This window comes from Caballeronia glathei (assembly GCF_000698595.1).
Taxonomy (GTDB): Bacteria; Pseudomonadota; Gammaproteobacteria; order Burkholderiales; family Burkholderiaceae; genus Caballeronia; species Caballeronia glathei.
This window is the reverse complement of record NZ_JFHC01000108.1, coordinates 1-16669: the sequence shown is the minus strand read 5'-3', so window position 1 is coordinate 16669 and position 16669 is coordinate 1. Positions and strand designations below refer to the sequence as shown.

Here is a 16669-nt window from a genome sequence, read left to right as displayed (position 1 = left end):
ATGGCACGGGCCTGGGCTTGTGAAGCGCTATCGGGCTCAGCGCGCGCGGCACGGACCGTCGGTTCCTTCTGCTCGGAGGCCGAGTAGGCGTGAGGAGCGGTGGCCAGCAGCAGGACCGATATCCAGGTGGCCCTGGACAAGCGGGGTAGTATGTTAGTGATCAATTTATTAACTCCTTCTGCTCGAACACTCCTTAACACCTGTCCGTCCCGTATAGAGAATAGTGGATTACAGAGCTTTTGCTATGCGAGGAATGCCGAACTATCGGAGCGGGAACGAAAGGCCGTTTCCGATTGAGCTTCGGCTGTTTTCGCTTTGCACGTCCCATGACCCTGAAGCCAGTCGTCGGTGCGTAATTCTTATGGGAGACAGCGATGACTGAGCTTGTAACGTGCCGGTGGTTCGATCGAGCAGAGCACGCGAGGCGGCGGAGTTTTACGCCGCCACCTGATCGTGGTGCCGCGAGGCGTGCGATGGTCGCGATGATGAAAATGACGAAGACCGCGATAGAGCACGGAGACGCGTGGTTCGCCCGTCGACCGATGTCGCCGGGCGCAAGGCATTGACGATGCTGAGCACCGCGTCAGTGGCGCGTGCAAGCGCGACACCGCAGGACATGCGCTCTCTCGTAGATACCGTTGCGTTGCGTTGCGTTGCGATCGATTCGATTGGTGCGGATTCGAACGCCACGATTTAAATGGTCCGGCCGCTTCGTTGGGCAAAGCTCCTCACGCCGGACACCCTAGGTCGCGTCAATCAAACGGATACGCCGCAATTGCGCGCTGCCGGCGCGCGAGTCAGTACCGCACTTCACACCTCACGAGCCGCTGGGAGCCCGGGCGCATCCCGTAGTCGCGTGCATGGCGTTCTTGCCGGGCTGGGATGCGGTGATCGACTTTAAAAGCTCGAAAGACAAATCCTGGTTGAGCGTTCTTTCTGTTTGGGGCATTCGCAAACGTTTTGCCTCGCGTGCCTGGCGAAATGCTCCGAGTCGTCAGGCAATCTGGTCTCGTCGATTAAAGTTTCCGGGGAACGTTCCGTTAATTCGTTGTTGGCGCGCCGTATCACGCGGCAGCCTGTGCTCATTTCCTAAAACAATCGAATTCGTCCTCATGAAACTGCCCTCGAAGATCACGCTGCTCGCACTAGCCTCTCTCGCCGCCTGCGGAGGCGGAGGGAGCGACGAAACGTGCACCACGAGCGGAGACCTTCAGAAAACGTGCATCGCCAAGCCTTCGCACTCGATTCCCGAAGGCATCTGGTTTGGCGCGACGACGACCGGTCTTGCCGCGCAAACGATCGTTCTCGAGACCGGGCAGTATTTCAGCGTCTATACGTTGAGCGGGAACCTGGCCTGGCTCACCGAAGGGATAGTCACGGCCACCGACGGCGCATTCAGCGATCCGGCGACCGTCGCCGTGGATTACGCAGGCGCGATCATCGCCGGGACGCTTGCCGGAAACTTCACGGCGAAGAGCACGCTTGCAGCGACGACATCGATCAACACGACGCCGAATACGACGGCTCTCAGCTTCAACGGAAACTACAACTCCACTTACGACACGCCGCTCGCGATCAGCGACGTGCTCGGCACCTGGAACAACCCAATGACTATCGCCACGACGGCGACCGTCACGTTCTCGTCGGACGGCTCGGCAACGGGCGCGCAGGGCGCTTGCACCTTTACCGGCAGTTTCCGGCCGCGGGCTACAGGCAAGCACATTCTCGACGGCACGCTGACGTTCACCGATGCTTCCTGCGCTACGGGCAACGGCGTGGCGATGCCCGTTGAAGCGACCGTCGTGAACAATCAGTTGAGTATCGTCGGTGTGACGCCGCAGCGATCCACTGCGTTCTATCTGGCTGCGACGCGCTAATGCCTATCGGATGCACCGCGGAAGACGTCGTTCGACTACGCGCCATGGTCGCTGAGCGCATGCCCCAGCTTCAGGCACACCGCGAAGTGCGCAAGCTTGGACACGCCAAGCACTTTCGCGGCCTCCACGCAGCTCAGGCCTTCGAGTTCGGACAGCAGCATTCCTCGCTCGAGCGGTGCCAGCAAACGGAACTCAGACATGATGTGTGTGCGCGTGTCGGCGGACGAAACGGATAACCCTGCGCCGCACGACGCGAACGCTCGTAGCGGGTGGTGCCGCGCAATCCTTCAACTGTGCGATCGGGACAACGCTCTCATTGACGAGGCGATGCGGAGGCGAGCGCTGCCTGTGCGCGTTGCAGCCATTCCCGATTGTGCTCCTTCGCGTGACGCGGCCAGTATTTGGCATCGTGCGCGATTTCCGCATATAAGCTGTTGGCCCGCAGACGATCCGCTTCGTCCGCTTGTCTGGCTAGCCAGTCGGCGAACAGGCAGCGAGGCGCCGCGTCGCTCGCGCTGGCCAGTGCCTGCTCGAAGGCCGCGCGCGTGCCCGGTGCGTTCAGCGCGGCCAGGGTGCGCGCATAGAGCAATGCGGGTTCAGGTTGTTGACGTGCCTGCGGGTTGGCGGCGAACAGGCGGGACAAGGTCGTATCGGCTTCTGCATGGCTACCGATTGCGAACTGCGTCCGGGCCAAACCGAGCAGCAGCGCTGGATCGGTGGCAAACGGGCCGTTCGCTGCCGCCTGATAGTGATCGAGCGCTTCATGAGCCTCGCCGGCCGCCAACAAGGCTGCACCGAGGCGCATGCGGTGTTCGACGGTGGGCGAGCGGTCGAAGTCAGAGCGCGCCTCGCGCACAGCGCGATTGGGGTCGACTAGTTGCGTGATGGCGCGCGTCGCCACGCGGGCGCCGCGCGACTGGCGCAGGCTGGGCAAATAGATCGCGAACAAATACACCACGCTGCCGAAAAGCGGGAACGCGAACAGTATCAAAAGCCAGTAAATGTTCTGACGGCTACGCACCGCGTGTACCGCAAAGAAAATCGCAACGATGACGTGAAGACCGATACCAAGGAATGACATGTTTAGTCGACTTGAAGGCCTAAGCTGGTAGCGGGAATAGAGGGCTATGCCAATTTCATGAGCGCGTTTTTAAAGGCGCGCAACGACCCATCACTGGATCGCAAAACCTCAGCTTTTAACGCAGGCGCAGCGGGGGGCGCAAAACGATGAATTCGGCATCGATACTCCGACTGTCGAACAACTTCCCGGCGTTTCTCAGCGCCTGTACATCGAATCGCACCGCGCTCGTCCAATCTCTGATCTTAAACGAATCGAACTGCTATTGCAGCAGAGCCGGGGTCGTCGCATGGATCCGGATCCTCGCAACTCACGGTACCGGTAGCCGTGGAGACGCTCGGCGGACGATCCCCGACGTCCTGCGGAGACCGAAGTGCCATGGTTCAAAGCGTTTCGGCCGCCGGGCCGAATGAGCTTGCGAGCGGTGCAGAGCCTCAAGTGCGACGGCAACTGAACGCGGAGAACGGGCGAATTCCATATTGGCGCATGCCGACGACTACGCCGTTGAGCGCGCGCTCCTATATGGCGCGGCCGGATTCTCGCGCAAGCCGTCTGGAGAAGACAAAACGCCTCGGTATGATCAAGCTTGCGACTGGACGGCAGGGCGGAACGACAACTGGATGGGATACGCCTCGCGTTGCTCCGTCGGTCGTCGGATGGATGTGCTGCGTGGAGGGTTGGCTCATGGATGGAGCGGGCGGGTGCGATTACGGGTGCGAGATGGCGCCGATCATCCGCTGCAGCATTGCACCGAATACCGCTAATAATTTCAGCCTCATGTCGGCACGTTGTCAGAAAGCGAATCATCAGGTGACAGCGTTGTGCCGCCGACCGCAAGGGACTTTGCTGAAAGGCGTTCGTGAAATTATTCTGCTAGTGTCACGTTTCCAGGCAATCCGTGACGCTTACGGCACTTGTCGACAGAGGGTATATGTAATGAACCAGCCAGCACAGTTCGAGTTGTATACATTTTGGCGTTCATCCGCGACCTTTCGTGTTCGGGTGGGGCTTAATCTGAAGGGCCTCGTTGCCAATGAACGGGATATCAATCTCGACACCGGGGAGCAACGCGATGCGGACTTTCTAAAGGTCAACCCACTCGGAGGCGTACCCGCGCTGATCATTCCGGGACAGGCACCGCTCACGCAATCCATCGCGATCCTCGAATATCTCGATGAAATAGCGCCCTCGCCACCATTGCTGCCCCGTGATCCTCTCGAGCGGGCACGAGTGCGGTCGATTGCTGCGATGCTTGCCGCGGACACTCATCCGTTGGTCGTTCCTCGTGTCAAAAGGTATTTGTTCGAGAACGGCAAGTTTGACGACGTTGCGTGGCGAGCCTGGCAAAACCAATGGTTCGGCACCGGGATCAGGGCGATCGAGAAACGTCTTGCGAGTGACACGGAAACAGGCGCGTACTGCCACGGAGACCACGTGACCATTGCAGACATTGCGCTCGCCAGTGTGATCGCCGTCATGCGCGTATTCAAAATTGTGGTTCCGGACACTCCAACTGTCGATCGGATAATGGCAAACTGCGATCGGCTCGACGCGTTCGCCAAAGCCGATCCGTTTAAACAATCTGGCGCCCCGAGCTAGTGCGCCAGTGTCAGGTTCCCTCGGTTGTCGGACCCGCAGCGGTTTCGATGTTGGCGATCGTTACGGGCTCGATGGCGTCCGCAAGCTCGAAGCCGAAAATCTTCCCGTAGAAGTACAGTTCGGCCTCAAGGCAACGCCTGATATTGTCCGCTACGCGGAAGCCATGCTGTTCACCAGCGAAAAGAACATAGGCGACCGGCAGACCTTTGGCATGCACCGATCGGTACATTGATTCGGCCTGAGCGGGAGGAACCACCTTGTCTTCCGCGCCTTGGAACAGGATCATCGCGCACGACAGCTGGTCGACATGGTTGACCGGCGATCGCTCGTAATACAGCGCCTTCTGTTCTGGATATTTGCCGACCAGCCGGAACAGATAGTGAGATTCGAATTTGTGCGTCTCTCGCAGCAACGCCTCGAGATCGCCGATTCCGTAATGGCTCGCGCCGGCCTTGAAGCAAGTACGAAACGTCAGCGCCGAAAGCGCCAGATAGCCGCCGGCGCTGGCACCTCGCACCGCAAGCCGGGCCTCATCGACGAGACCGCGGTCGACCAGATAAAGGGCGGCAGCGACGGCATCGTCCACGTCGTCTACGCCCCAGCGTCCGTTCAGTTGCTCCCGATAGGCGCGGCCATACCCGCTGCTACCGCTGTAGTTGACGTCGACCACGGCAAAGCCGCGACTTGTCCAGAATTGAACGCCCCACTTGAACGAACGGTCGGTCGAGCTTGTTGGACCGCCATGCGCCATGACCAGCAACGGAGGGCGCTCTCCGACGGGGCCCGCATAATCCGCATTGAACGGCGGATAGTAGAGCGCATGGGCGGCCCTGCCATTCGAGGATGTATAGCGGATCGCCTGCGCGATCGAGGTGTAGGCCGGGTCTGCCTCGATCCGGCTCGAGTCGCGCAGCACGCGGTGCGTGCGCGTCGTCAGGTCGAATTCGATCACCGATTCTGACGTCCTTGGCGTGGCGCCGATGAACACGGCCTTCTCGCCGCACACATGCAGATCGCGCATCATGCAAAACGGCGTGTCGATTTCCTCGAACGTTTGTGCGGCTGGGTCCAGCAAAGCCAGATGCGAGTCGACGTCCTGTTCATAGATGCACAGGATCTGGCCGTTTGAATTGAAACCATACGTCGTCATGCCGAAAAGCCACTGCGGCCTGGCGAATTCCGCTGCGAGCGGATGCAGGGGGAGCGCGTTGTCACCATCGATGCGGTACAGGTTCCACCAGCCGCTGCGGTCGGATACGACATGAAGTTGTCCCGCGGGGGACCAGGCGGGTTGAAACAGTGACTCTGTAACCCCCGCCGCGACCCGGCGCGGCTCGCCGAACTGCCCATCGGCGGCGATGTCGGCAAGCCAGAGTTGCGTGGCGTCCCACGGCATGTCCGGATGGTCCCACGCCAGCCACGCGAGCCGACTTCCATCGGGACTGAGGCACGGTGACGAAAAGAAATCGTGTCCGTCGGCGATTCGGGCTAGCGCACCGGTGTCAAGATCAATTGCAGCAAGGAAGTTGAGCGGTTCGTGCGTGCCTGCCCGATGGTCTTCGCACACGGCGATCAGTCGCCGATGGCAAGGATCCTCGATCGCATCGGCATAGCGAAGGCCTTCGGTCGTCGTCAACGCCCGGGGTGCGCCAGCGGCATCGATCGTATGGATTTGCTGGTCGCCCGCATTGCTGAAGAACACGCCACTGGCGCCGACCGTGTAGGCGCCGCCGCCATATTCATGTGCCAAGGTGCGCACGTTCATGGGCGGAGGGACCAGATCGGCGGCGGCGCCGGCTGCGTGGCGCACGAGCACATTGCGCCCCTGGTCTTGCGGGCGACCCTCGGTCCAATATATGGCGTCGTCTGTGATCGCAGGCTGGCCGAGGCGGATTGTGTCGCCGACGATCAGGTCGGTCGTAACGGGCGACTTCCACCCGCCATAGGGTTTGCTTATGGGCTTGGTCTTGTTCATGTGTCGAGTGCTTTGAAGGTGGCAACGGTCTCGGCGAGTCGGGGACGTTATCTGAACTGCTTGATTTGCTCCCGTTTGAACAGGCCGTCAAGCATTTACGCACGGGGACTATGGTGGTTGTCAGGAACCGTCAATGGCGCTTGCCTTGTTCGCGTACTTGATCCCTTTCGTCGGCGAAAGCTCCGCCTCGTGCGATTCAACAATCCACGGCTATAACAGCACCTGAGGATCGTTTATTCCCAGCCGTCAGGCCTTTTCTTCAAGGGGTCTTATGGATGGCGGACATTTCGTGGACCAATGCCGGGCCAGCCGGGTATGCCCACCCCAGCCGAGTAATTTTCGGAAATGTTCGGGATGTTGCCCAAGCTCACGCGGAAGTTGACCCGGGAAATTTCTCTGACTAAGATCAGAGATATGAACACATCCGACATTCAACAGGTTCGCGGCTTCAACCGGATAGTAGCCGAAGGCATAGGCTTTATTGATGATCACTTTTTGGGCCGTGGACGCCCAATGAGCGAGTCTCGCCTCCTATGGGAAATAGGAGTGGGCGGCGCTGATCTTCGGGCTCTCCGTGAACGCCTCAACCTGGATTCAGGCTATCTGAGCCGCACGCTCGTCTCCCTTGAACGACAGGGGCTTGTCGTTGTCCAGACTCGTCCGGACGACCGCAGGGTGCGCTTCGTCAGCCTGACCGAGGCTGGCGCCGATGAAAGAGCCGAACTCGACAAGCTTTCGGACGCTGTTGCTTGCCGCGTCCTCGAACCGTTATCTGATGAGCAACGCCGAAGGCTTGTCATGGCAATGTCTGAAATAGAGCACTTGTTGCAGGCCTCCATGGTGAGTTTCGACATCGATGACCCTGACAGCAAAGACGCACGATGGTGTTTTGAACAGTACTTTGCGGAACTCAATGCGCGCTTTGACTTTGGCTTCGATCCATCGCTCAGCCTGTCGGCGGATGCCCGCGAACTGACAGCACCGGAAGGTGTCTTGATCGTGGCAAGACTTCGCGGGAACCCTATAGGGTGTGTCGCGCTCAAGTTTCACGGTAAGTCACCGGCCGAACTCAAGAGAATGTGGGTCAGCGCGTCCGCTCGCGGTCTGAGTATAGGTCGGCGGTTGATTGAAGAAGCCGAAAAACATGCGCGCCAGAGTGGAGTTCGCATTGTTCGTCTGGAGACGAATCGGACGCTACATGAAGCGATCGGACTCTATCGGCGATCCGGGTACGTCGAGGTCGAGGCGTTCAACGCCGAACCATACGCCCATCACTGGTTTGAAAAAAGGCTGACCTGATGCCCTGATGTCGTCGCGCTCGAAAACATCTGGCGATGGTCCCATTTCCTCGGACAGGGTCGATAGAAGGGCCATCCGGAATTGCATGCGCGACTTGAACAACAATGGTGTCGCGTTTTCACTGCCTCTTTCACCTCGCATCGACAAAAGCGTAAGCGTCTGACCACTCAAGTGGCAATGGCCCCGGTTGCACGAGGAGCCATCGGTTCGTCACGTCTGCAACGGTGTCAATACCTGCTGATTCGGCCAGCACATTGGATTGCCTTTCACGAAGTACACGGAGATTTGAATGCAAGCTCAGGTAACCGGCGATGGCCGACGCACGCGGTTCGGCGTCGCCTCCATTCTTGCCGTCGTGTTCATATGGTCTGGCTGGATCATTGTTTCCAGCTGGGGACTCCACCAGGTCCTGACAGCGTGGGACATCAGCTTTTTGCGGTTCACGTCGGCCGCTCTCGTTACGTTACCGCTGTTGCTAAGGAAGAGACATGACCTCCGCGCGATTTTCAACTGGCGAACGTTGGTGTGCGCACTCGGTTGCGGCTTCCCGTATACGATGCTGAGCTTTATAGGGCTTGAGCATTCTCCCGCAAGCAACGCCGGCGTCGTGGTAAACGGCCTGATGCCGATACTCGTGGCCTGTTTCTCCTTTGTGCTGCTCAAGCAACGCATTGCTCGCGCGAAACTGCTTGGCATCGCGCTTATTGCCGTCGCGAATGGCCTGATTCTGGTGGATGGCGGACTCCATCACTTTTACGGCATGCTCTTTTTCCTGCTGGCGGCTTTGTGCCTCGCGACCTACACGGTCTTCATGAGACTCTGGAATATTCCGACCGACGTCGTGATCGTCTCCGTACCGTGGATCAATGCGATCGTGTTTTTTCCCATCTGGCTCTTTCTCGCGCCATCGACACTGCACGAAGCGGGCGCATCTGAAATCGTGCTTCAGGTTCTGTATCAAGGGGTGCTGGTCAGCGTTATTGCGCTCTATCTCATGACGCATGCCATCCATGCGTTGGGATCGGCGACTGCTTCGACCTTCATGGGACTGGTGCCTGTGGTTGCAGCAGGCCTCGCGCTTGTCATTCTTCATGAACCGGTCAGCGCGTTGACTGCCGTTGCCGCGATCACGTGTTCCGTCGGCATCGTTTTCTATAACCTCCGGGGTGCACGGTCCTCCGGGTCGATCACGATGTCTGAAGAATCTGCTGCGTCCCGTATCGCCAGCGAAACAAACACCGTTTCCCGTTGAACACTCCGCGCTCTTGACGATCATGAAAGAAATACTGCTGGTGTTTTGTGTCGACCTGCAAAAGGATCCGGTCTCAGCCCGGGTTCTCGAGCGCATGCTCGAACTCAGACCCTTCGTGCCCACGGCCATCGAGGTGGACGGCCGCTCTGTACTGTCCTGCAGCGACGGCAAGATGACTTTCCACCTGCTTCGTCTGGACAATGTGCTGAGCCACGGGTACGAACGGTACTCCGCAGCGATCAACGAGCATTTTTCCTCGTGCGACGCAGTGGTCATCGTGAACTGGCACGAGGGCGCAAAGGCGCCGAACAGCATCTTCACCGTGCAGACCACGGGCGACATGAAGTCCGGGCATTTCAGTCGCGTCGACCCGAGAGTCACTCGTGCGCTTTTCCTGTCCATCGAGGAAACCCGCAAGTCGAAGCATCTCGACGCGTTCACAACGTGGATGGAAGCCACGCACTGGTCCGGCGTGGTGTATGGCGAACAGCCCGGCGAATACGTGTCGAGAATCCGACCGTCGGTCATCGATGTCGAAATCGGCAGTTGCCAGGAGGATTGGGGCAATCCACTCGCTGCGGATGTGATGGCGAGCGCATTGCTCGAACTATCGCACTATGATGACGCGACGCCCGTATCGCTTCTCTGCCTGGGCGGCGTTCATTTCGAACCGGGGTTCACGAACCTGGTTAAGGAATATGGCGCAAGCCAGCGCGTGGCGTTGTCACATATCTTGCCTAACCATTGGCTCGTGTCCGAGGGATATGAAGACCCTTCAAGGCTTCCATCGTTACTGGCGTGTGGAGAATCGATAGCTGGTGGTGTCGATGCGGTTGTGTACCACGACAATCTGAAAGGCAGCCTCAAACAACAGGCCCGGCAGTTGGCGGTTCGACTAGGTGTTCCACTTCTTTCACACAAGAAGCTTCGATCATCGGACATTTCTTCGGTGATCCGAGCGGCTTCGGAAGCTCAGTGAACCGCGAGCGGTCGCCTTACCAAACGCTGCACAAGCGGCGTCGTGTGTGCTCGTCTAAAAGCTCATTAAAGTCTTACGCACGCATGGCCGCTCGGAAAATTCGCCAGGCGTGCCGGTGTAGCACTTCACGGCACTTTGCGGATACAGCGAGGGAAAGAACTCGGTCGCGTACCACGATTTCTTCGCTGCATTCCGGGAGCGATGGCGGGATTCATCGCCGGTCTTCGTCATCGGCAGCTTGTCCGCCCGGAAGCGCGAGGCCTGCATCGAATGCGGCAAGACGCGCGGCAACACGGGATGACTTCAGTTCAATCGCACGGCGCGCCGCGCGTTCGCGGATAGCTTCGTATCGCCAGTTCAGCGCTTGTCGCCGCGCGCTTCCAGCGGCGTGAAGTCGATAGCGGCAAAGCTGCCGCCCTGATAACGCTGACCGACCGCGTCGAGCGGATTCGGCTTCTTAAGGATTTCGTCGGCGAAGTCTTCCGCGTTGTGCTGCGGCCGGTAGCCGAGCCGCGTCGCGCCGTCGTTGTTCCAGTAGCTGCGCGTGTTACCCGACACGCCCCACACGACGATATAGCCGATTTCCGGCGCATCGATAGTGCGCTCGACGATCTGCAGCAGATCCTCCTGCGCGAGCCACGTGCTCAGGTGCCGGAACTCAGTCGGCTTCTCAATGCAGCTGCCGATGCGCACGCACACGCTCTCGATCCCGTGCTTGTCCCAGTACATGCGCGCGACGCCTTCGCCCCACATCTTGCTGAGACCGTAGAAGCCATCGGGACGAAACTCGCAGTCGAGATCGAGCTTGTCTTCGACGGGATACATGCCGATCGCATGATTCGAGCTCGCGAACAGGATGCGGCGCACCTTGTTGCGGCGCGCGCCTTCGTACACTTCGACCAGCCCGCGCAGATTGTTGTCGATGATCTCGGGCAACGGGCGCTCGACGCTCGTGCCAGCCATGTGAATCAGCACATCGACGCCGGTGAGCAGCCTGTCGACGACCGCCGGGTCGCGCAGGTCGCCGTGCATGACGTCCTCGTCCTTGACGATTGGAACAAGCGACTTCGAACCGCCCGCCGAGCGCAGGTCGTAGCCGCGCTCGAGCAGCGTCTTTCGCAGCAGGGTGCCGAGTTGTCCGCTCGCCCCGCTCAATGCAATCCTGGTCACGATATCGATCCTTCGTAAGTTTGATTCGGCCGCGCGCCGGTGCATCGGCGCCAATCGGGCCTCGACGGTCAGCGCCCGGTGCTCGCGGCCAGCGTGGCGATCTTCGGGGCGCGCAGCGTGCCCGAATAATCGCTCGGCTTGAGCAGGAACCATGCGACGGTAGCACCGATGATGTCGAAAAGCACGAGACAGACAAAGAGCGGGTTATAGCCGATGGTGGTGGCGAGCGCGCCGACGATCAGCGAGAAGATCATCCCGCCGAGCCAGCCCATCATGCCCGATAGACCGGTTGCTGTGCCGACTTCGTGCTGGCCGAACACGTCGGAGGCGAGCGTGTAGAGCGCGCCCGAAATCGTCTGATGGCCGAACGCGCCGAGGCAGAAGAGGCCGATGGCCGCATACGGGCTCGTCGCGAGGCCGATGCAGGCGGGGCCGAACATGAACAGTGTGCCGACTATCATCACGAGCTTGCGCGACGTGAGGAGTTGCGTATTGAACTTGCGCAGCAAGAAGGGCGCGAGATAGCCGCCGAAGACGCACCCGAGGTCGGCGGCGAGGAACGGCAGCCAGCCGAAGAGGGCGATCTCCTTCAGGTTCATGTGCCGCACGGAGACGAGATAGAGCGGAATCCAGAAGTTGAAGGTCTGCCATGCCGGTTCGGCGAGGAAGCGCGGAATGCCGATGCCCCAGAAGCGGCGCGTGGAGAGCAGTTGCTTCCACGAAGGACGCTTGGTCGATGAGAGCTTGCCTTCTTCCTGGCCGCTCAGGATGTACTCGCGCTCGCCCTCCGAAAGATTCGGATGATCGGCGGGCGAGCGGTAGAAGAAGAGCCACAGCGCGACCCAGACGAGCGCGATGCCGCCCGTCACGACGAATGCCGTCTGCCAGTTGAACTGCAGGATGCAGAACACGACGAGCGGCGGCGCGAGCATCGCGCCGACCGACGTTCCGGTGTTGAGCCAGCCGGTCGCGACCGAGCGCTCCTTTGCCGGGAACCACTGCGTGATGGTCTTCATGCCGGCCGGGAAGATCGCCGCCTCGCTCATGCCGAGCAGGCCGCGGAAGAACGCGAGCGAGCCCCAGCCGGTTGCGAGCCCGTGCATCATGTTCGACGCCGCCCAGGCGGTCGCGAAGATCGCGAAGCCGATCTTGAGCCCGACAACGTCGAGGATGTAGCCCGCGACCGGCTGCATCACCGTGTAGGCGCCCTGGAATGCGGCCACCACGTAGGAATACTGCTGCGTGGTCATGTGCAGCTTGTCGGTGAGCGTCGGCGCCGCGACCGAGAGGGAACTGCGCGCGAGGTAGTTGAAGATGGTCCCGAGCATGATCAGCCCGACGATCCACCACCTCAGTCCCTTGATCTTGTCTGCCAGCATGGCGTGTCTCCTTCGGAATACATGGGTGCCGCTACGGCGCGTCTATCGCACGGATTAATATGCGATGTCGTACAACATTGGCCGTCATTTCGGCCGGAAGATGTACGACAACTTTCAGCGAACCACGCACCTGTGTCAATGGAAAACGATTAACTGACGGGTAAACACGGACGCATCCCGGACCTTTCAAAAGCTTACATATAGGGTAAGTACGGGAAAACTGTCAACTCAAAGATGCTTGACGTTTGCCTGACAACTTGGTTATTGTCGGCAGCATTGCAGGGACAAGTCCGCAACCCTGCGCGACGAAATGCGTTCCTAGTTGTATGACATCATTCTTATAACGCGTTTGACGCAGAGCGTACCGGCTTCCCCGGCCCGCGTTGGCAAACGTTTTACATCGCTTGCACCGTCACGAACTACACAACCAAGACTCAACGTGAGCAACCGGCGCAGCCGGACAAGGAGACGAGCATGAAGCAATCGAAGGATAGAGCGCTGAACCAGACACCCATCGCGTTGTCTTCCCCGGCGCGGCGATCGTTTGTCAAGTTCGCGGGTGCATCGGCGGGCGCGTCGCTTTTCGGCAGCCTTGGCGTGCTCGGCGGCTGCGGCGGCCACGACGACTCGGGATCGCCCTCGAACACGACGCCCGTCGTCGAAGATCCGATCTGGGGTTCGACGGGCGCGGGAACGCAGATCATCAGTGCTCTCCAGAGCGTGTCGAAGTCGATGTTCCCGAACCGCCAGTTCCCCGTCACCGATTACGGCGCGAAGCCGTGCGCCGTCATCGCGGCTGCGAGCCCGTACACCGATCCGTCGAAATCGCCGCTCAGTACCGGGGCGGACCAGACGCACGCACCCGGCTCCTTCGATTCGCGCCCCGCGTTTCTCGCGGCGATCGCGGCGTGCAACGCGGCGGGCGGCGGGAGCGTCGTGGTGCCGGCCGGCACGTGGTACTGCGCGGGCCCGATCGTGTTGCTCTCGAACGTCAACTTTCACCTGAGCGCGAACTGCACGATCTACTTCAGCCCGAACCCCGCCGATTACGCGAAGGACGGCCCCGTCGACTGCGGCGCCAACGGCAAGCTGTACTACAGCCGCTGGCAATCGAACGACTGCCTGAACTACGGCCCGCCGGTCTACGCGCGCAACCAGACGAACATCGCGATCACGGGCGAAGGCGACAGCTCCGTGCTGAACGGCCAGGCGATGACGCCGTTCGCCGGCACCGGTAACACGAGCACCTGCTGGTGGACCTGGAAGGGCAACAGCGGCGCATACGGCTGCGCCGGTTCGTCGACGCCGTCACAGGCCTATGCGAATCCGAACAATGTCGATCTGAAGACGGCCGCGCCGGGCATCTCCGGCACGCTCTACGCCCAGCTCACCGACCCGGCCACACCCTGGCAGCAGGACCAGAACTATCTGCCGGCGCTGTCGGAGGCGGGCGTCGCGATCGAGAAGCGGATTTTCGGCATCGGCCATTTCCTGCGGCCGTGCATGGTCGAATTCATCGGCTGCACGAATGTGCTGATGGAAAGCTATCGCACCAACAACACGCCGTTCTGGCAGCATCATCCGACCGACTGCAGGAATGTCGTGATCCGCACCGTGACCGTGGACAGCATCGGCCCGAACAACGACGGCTTCGATCCCGACGCCTGCGACATGGTGCTGTGCGACAGCGTCGTGTTCAACACGGGCGACGACTGCATCGCGATCAAGTCCGGCAAGAACCTCGACAACGAATACGGCCCGGCGCAGAACCACGTCATCCAGGACTGCACGATGAATAGCGGCCACGGCGGCATCACGCTCGGCAGCGAGATGGGCGGCGGCGTGCAGAAAATCTACGCGCGCAATCTGGCGATGCTCAACCAGTTCTGGGCGACGAATTCGCTCAACATCGCGATCCGCATCAAGACCAACATGAATCGCGGCGGCTTCGTGAAGGACTTCTACGTCGATAACGTGACGCTGCCCAACGGCGTGAGCCTGACGCCTTCGGGCTACGGCAGCAGCCTGCTCACGGGCAGTCCGATCAACGCCAGCGTGCCGCTCGGCGTCGCAACGGCGGCTGCGGCGAATCCGTCGGCAGCGCAGGGCGGCATCGTCACGTTCGATTGCGACTACCAGCCTTCCAAGGACGCGATCCGCACGCGTCCCGCGCTCGTGCAGAACGTCAACATTTCGAATGTGAAGGCGAGCAACGTGACGCTGAACGGCGTGACGGGTTCCTGTTTTCAGGCGATCGTCGCGCAGGGGCCTGTCGCGTTCGACTACAACGGCCCCGCGCCGACCCCGGCGATTCCCGCGATCACGGGCGTGACCATCACGAATTGCGACTTCGGCACGCCGGTCGCCGCCGGGCCCGCCAGTTCGACGACGCCCGGGCCCATCTACGCGTATAACGTACACGACATCAAGCTGAAGAACACGGTGATCGCCGGGCAGACGATGAATTCGACCGTGAGCGATGCGAGGTAAGGGGCGCTGCGCTGGGTGATGTCGATGTTTGTGCGCTTCTGCTGTTCGAAGAAACCATGTTCGCCATCGGCAGTTCAACCGATGGCGATACCTCGGACATCTCAATCATTCCCTACCTGGACTCCGAGCTCCTCATCGGGATGTTCAATGAAGCGAGGTTTTGTCCAATCGTTGCGAGTGAAGAAGGCAGGCACATTTCGGCGTGTGCGCAATCGATGTCGCAATTCACGACCGAGCCGTCGACCTGCTCGCGCCATTCGGAGACGTAACGCGGCTGACCGGGCGCTTCGGATCGGGTGGCCGTGAAGTAGACGATATCGCCACAGAAGTGCTTTGGCGCGAAAGTCGATTGCAGATGCATGTTGCGCTGTGTGGCATCGATCAGGGTCATGAGGTGTCGATCCGTGATGTAGGAAGGAATCAGCCGGTGTTCGCGCAGGGCATCGACACGCTCCGAAGTCGTTTGCATATCGCGAAGCGCGATCGACAGATCCTGAGACATGTTCGGGAAGGTCGCCGTCATGAGCGTGCATTCGTCGAACTCATGCGCTTCCCGGCCATCGGGCAGACGTGAGTCCAGCAGAACGAGCTGGTCCACTGTCTCGCCGAGGTTCTGAAGCTGCGTCGCCATTTCATAGGCGACCAGTCCCCCGAAAGACCAGCCGAGCAGCCGGTATGGCCCTTGAGGCTGAATGTTCCGGATACGCGCGATGTAGTCGGTTGCCATCTCTGCAATGTTGGCGGGACCGTAACCGGGTTGCTGGAGCGCCGGAGTCTGCAAAGCGTAAATCGGCCGATTTCCCTCGATGCTCTGAGCAAGTCCCGCATAGCTCCATGCGAGCCCGCCGACCGGGTGAATGCAGAACAGCGGAGCGCCGTCGCCGGAAGTACGAATCGGCAGGATCGTGTCGAATTCCGTGTTCGAGGGAGCGGTGTTCAGATGGTCAGCCAGCTCGGCCACCGAAGGGGCGCTGAACAGGACGCGGATGGAAACGTTCTGGCCGAGCTTGGCATCGATATGCGCCATCAGTTGTACGGCGAGCAGCGAGTGGCCGCCGAGCGCGAAGAAGTTATCGAAGACGCTCACCCGCTCGAGGCCGAGCACGCTGGCGAAGCACTGCGCGAGCGTGTGTTCGAGCGAGGAGCGTGGCGCGACGTAGGTGTCGAGGCGTTGCCATTGCGGATTGGGCAGCGCCCGGCGATCGAGCTTGCCGTTGGGGGTGAGGGGCAACGCGTCGAGCACGACGAAGGCCGAGGGCACCATGTAGTCGGGCAGACGCGAGGCAAGATGCTCGCGCAGGGCACTGGCATTGATCTCAGCCGTTCCGGTGACATAGGCGACGAGTTGCTGATCCTGCGTATCCTGCTGCCGCGCACGCGCGATGACCACCGCTTCACGCACCGCCGGATGGCTGGCGATCTGCGCTTCGATCTCGCCAAGTTCGATACGGAAGCCGCGGATCTTGACCTGATGGTCGTTACGGCCGAGGAACTCGAGATTGCCGTCGGCACGATAACGTGCAAGATCGCCCGTGCGATACATGCGCGCGCCTTGAACGAACGGATCGTCG

At 60.4% G+C, this 16669-nt stretch carries 13 protein-coding genes; 6 read left to right on the top strand and 7 right to left on the bottom strand.

Features of this window, described 5'->3' with window-relative positions; genetic code table 11:
* Nucleotides 1-860 precede the first annotated feature (860 nt).
* On the top strand, nucleotides 861-1877 hold the full coding sequence (locus tag BG61_RS35440; RefSeq protein ID WP_232256217.1) for a hypothetical protein: 1017 nt from the start codon (nucleotides 861-863) through the stop codon (nucleotides 1875-1877).
* A gap of 35 nt (nucleotides 1878-1912) precedes the next feature.
* On the opposite strand, the gene BG61_RS44765 is transcribed toward BG61_RS35440, so the two are convergent.
* Both BG61_RS44765 and BG61_RS35435 read right to left on the bottom strand, forming a co-directional pair.
* Entirely contained in the window at nucleotides 1913-2038 is a 126-nt protein-coding gene (locus tag BG61_RS44765) for a hypothetical protein (protein ID WP_267908595.1), read from the bottom strand.
* 152 nt (nucleotides 2039-2190) lie between these two features.
* Nucleotides 2191-2958, bottom strand: coding sequence for a tetratricopeptide repeat protein (locus BG61_RS35435; RefSeq protein WP_035933915.1), 768 nt, complete (start codon nucleotides 2956-2958; stop codon nucleotides 2191-2193).
* A 375-nt stretch (nucleotides 2959-3333) separates the two neighbouring features.
* On the opposite strand from BG61_RS35435, the gene maiA reads away from it, so the two are divergent.
* Nucleotides 3334-4554 carry a maleylacetoacetate isomerase gene (maiA, locus tag BG61_RS44430; RefSeq protein ID WP_232256227.1) on the top strand — a complete coding sequence of 407 codons (1221 nt, stop codon included), beginning with the start codon at nucleotides 3334-3336 and terminating at the stop codon, nucleotides 4552-4554.
* Between the two features lie 10 nt (nucleotides 4555-4564).
* Here the strand turns inward: maiA and BG61_RS35425 are convergent, their stop codons facing one another.
* On the bottom strand, nucleotides 4565-6529 hold the full coding sequence (locus BG61_RS35425; RefSeq protein WP_035933918.1) for a S9 family peptidase: 1965 nt from the start codon (nucleotides 6527-6529) through the stop codon (nucleotides 4565-4567).
* Between the two features lie 414 nt (nucleotides 6530-6943).
* On the opposite strand from BG61_RS35425, the gene BG61_RS35420 reads away from it, so the two are divergent.
* The 3 genes from BG61_RS35420 (at nucleotide 6944) to BG61_RS35410 (ending at nucleotide 10059) form a co-directional block, all read left to right on the top strand.
* Nucleotides 6944-7828 carry a bifunctional helix-turn-helix transcriptional regulator/GNAT family N-acetyltransferase gene (locus tag BG61_RS35420; protein ID WP_035933926.1) on the top strand — a complete coding sequence of 295 codons (885 nt, stop codon included), beginning with the start codon at nucleotides 6944-6946 and terminating at the stop codon, nucleotides 7826-7828.
* Between the two features lie 289 nt (nucleotides 7829-8117).
* Nucleotides 8118-9080, top strand: a complete 963-nt coding sequence (locus BG61_RS35415; RefSeq protein ID WP_051673014.1) for a DMT family transporter — start codon at nucleotides 8118-8120, stop codon at nucleotides 9078-9080.
* Between the two features lie 22 nt (nucleotides 9081-9102).
* Complete coding sequence (locus BG61_RS35410) at nucleotides 9103-10059, top strand: D-aminoacyl-tRNA deacylase (protein ID WP_035933929.1); 957 nt, start codon at nucleotides 9103-9105, stop codon at nucleotides 10057-10059.
* A 54-nt stretch (nucleotides 10060-10113) separates the two neighbouring features.
* Here BG61_RS35410 and BG61_RS35405 read toward each other — a convergent pair whose 3' ends face one another.
* The 3 genes from BG61_RS35405 to BG61_RS35395 form a co-directional block, all read right to left on the bottom strand.
* The gene (locus BG61_RS35405) at nucleotides 10114-10353 is read right to left on the bottom strand and encodes a CHAD domain-containing protein (protein WP_232256229.1); all 240 of its coding nucleotides are present in this window, start codon (nucleotides 10351-10353) and stop codon (nucleotides 10114-10116) included.
* A gap of 63 nt (nucleotides 10354-10416) precedes the next feature.
* Nucleotides 10417-11229, bottom strand: a complete 813-nt coding sequence (locus BG61_RS35400; protein ID WP_035933921.1) for an NAD-dependent epimerase/dehydratase family protein — start codon at nucleotides 11227-11229, stop codon at nucleotides 10417-10419.
* 68 nt (nucleotides 11230-11297) lie between these two features.
* The gene (locus BG61_RS35395; RefSeq protein WP_035933923.1) at nucleotides 11298-12608 is read right to left on the bottom strand and encodes an MFS transporter; all 1311 of its coding nucleotides are present in this window, start codon (nucleotides 12606-12608) and stop codon (nucleotides 11298-11300) included.
* Nucleotides 12609-13082: 474 nt separating this feature from the next.
* Here BG61_RS35395 and BG61_RS35390 point away from each other — a divergent pair, with 474 nt between their 5' ends.
* Nucleotides 13083-15098: a glycoside hydrolase family 28 protein gene (locus BG61_RS35390; RefSeq protein ID WP_035933925.1), complete on the top strand. Its 2016-nt coding sequence runs from the start codon at nucleotides 13083-13085 to the stop codon at nucleotides 15096-15098.
* 112 nt (nucleotides 15099-15210) lie between these two features.
* On the opposite strand, the gene BG61_RS35385 is transcribed toward BG61_RS35390, so the two are convergent.
* The coding region (locus BG61_RS35385; RefSeq protein ID WP_035942807.1) for a thioesterase domain-containing protein at nucleotides 15211-16669 on the bottom strand (1459 nt) is incomplete at its 5' end.

Excerpts from the sequence above, each read along its gene's own strand:
- BG61_RS35395 (WP_035933923.1), bottom strand. The coding sequence starts at position 12,608 with ATGCTGGCAGACAAGATCAAGGGACTGAGGTGGTGGATCGTCGGGCTG.
- BG61_RS35440 (WP_232256217.1), top strand. The coding sequence starts at position 861 with ATGGCGTTCTTGCCGGGCTGGGATGCGGTGATCGACTTTAAAAGCTCG.
- BG61_RS35390 (WP_035933925.1), top strand. The coding sequence starts at position 13,083 with ATGAAGCAATCGAAGGATAGAGCGCTGAACCAGACACCCATCGCGTTG.
- BG61_RS44765 (WP_267908595.1), bottom strand. The coding sequence starts at position 2,038 with ATGCTGCTGTCCGAACTCGAAGGCCTGAGCTGCGTGGAGGCCGCGAAA.
- BG61_RS35410 (WP_035933929.1), top strand. The coding sequence starts at position 9,103 with ATGAAAGAAATACTGCTGGTGTTTTGTGTCGACCTGCAAAAGGATCCG.
- BG61_RS35435 (WP_035933915.1), bottom strand. The coding sequence starts at position 2,958 with ATGTCATTCCTTGGTATCGGTCTTCACGTCATCGTTGCGATTTTCTTT.
- BG61_RS35415 (WP_051673014.1), top strand. The coding sequence starts at position 8,118 with ATGCAAGCTCAGGTAACCGGCGATGGCCGACGCACGCGGTTCGGCGTC.
- BG61_RS35425 (WP_035933918.1), bottom strand. The coding sequence starts at position 6,529 with ATGAACAAGACCAAGCCCATAAGCAAACCCTATGGCGGGTGGAAGTCG.
- maiA (WP_232256227.1), top strand. The coding sequence starts at position 3,334 with ATGGTTCAAAGCGTTTCGGCCGCCGGGCCGAATGAGCTTGCGAGCGGT.
- BG61_RS35420 (WP_035933926.1), top strand. The coding sequence starts at position 6,944 with ATGAACACATCCGACATTCAACAGGTTCGCGGCTTCAACCGGATAGTA.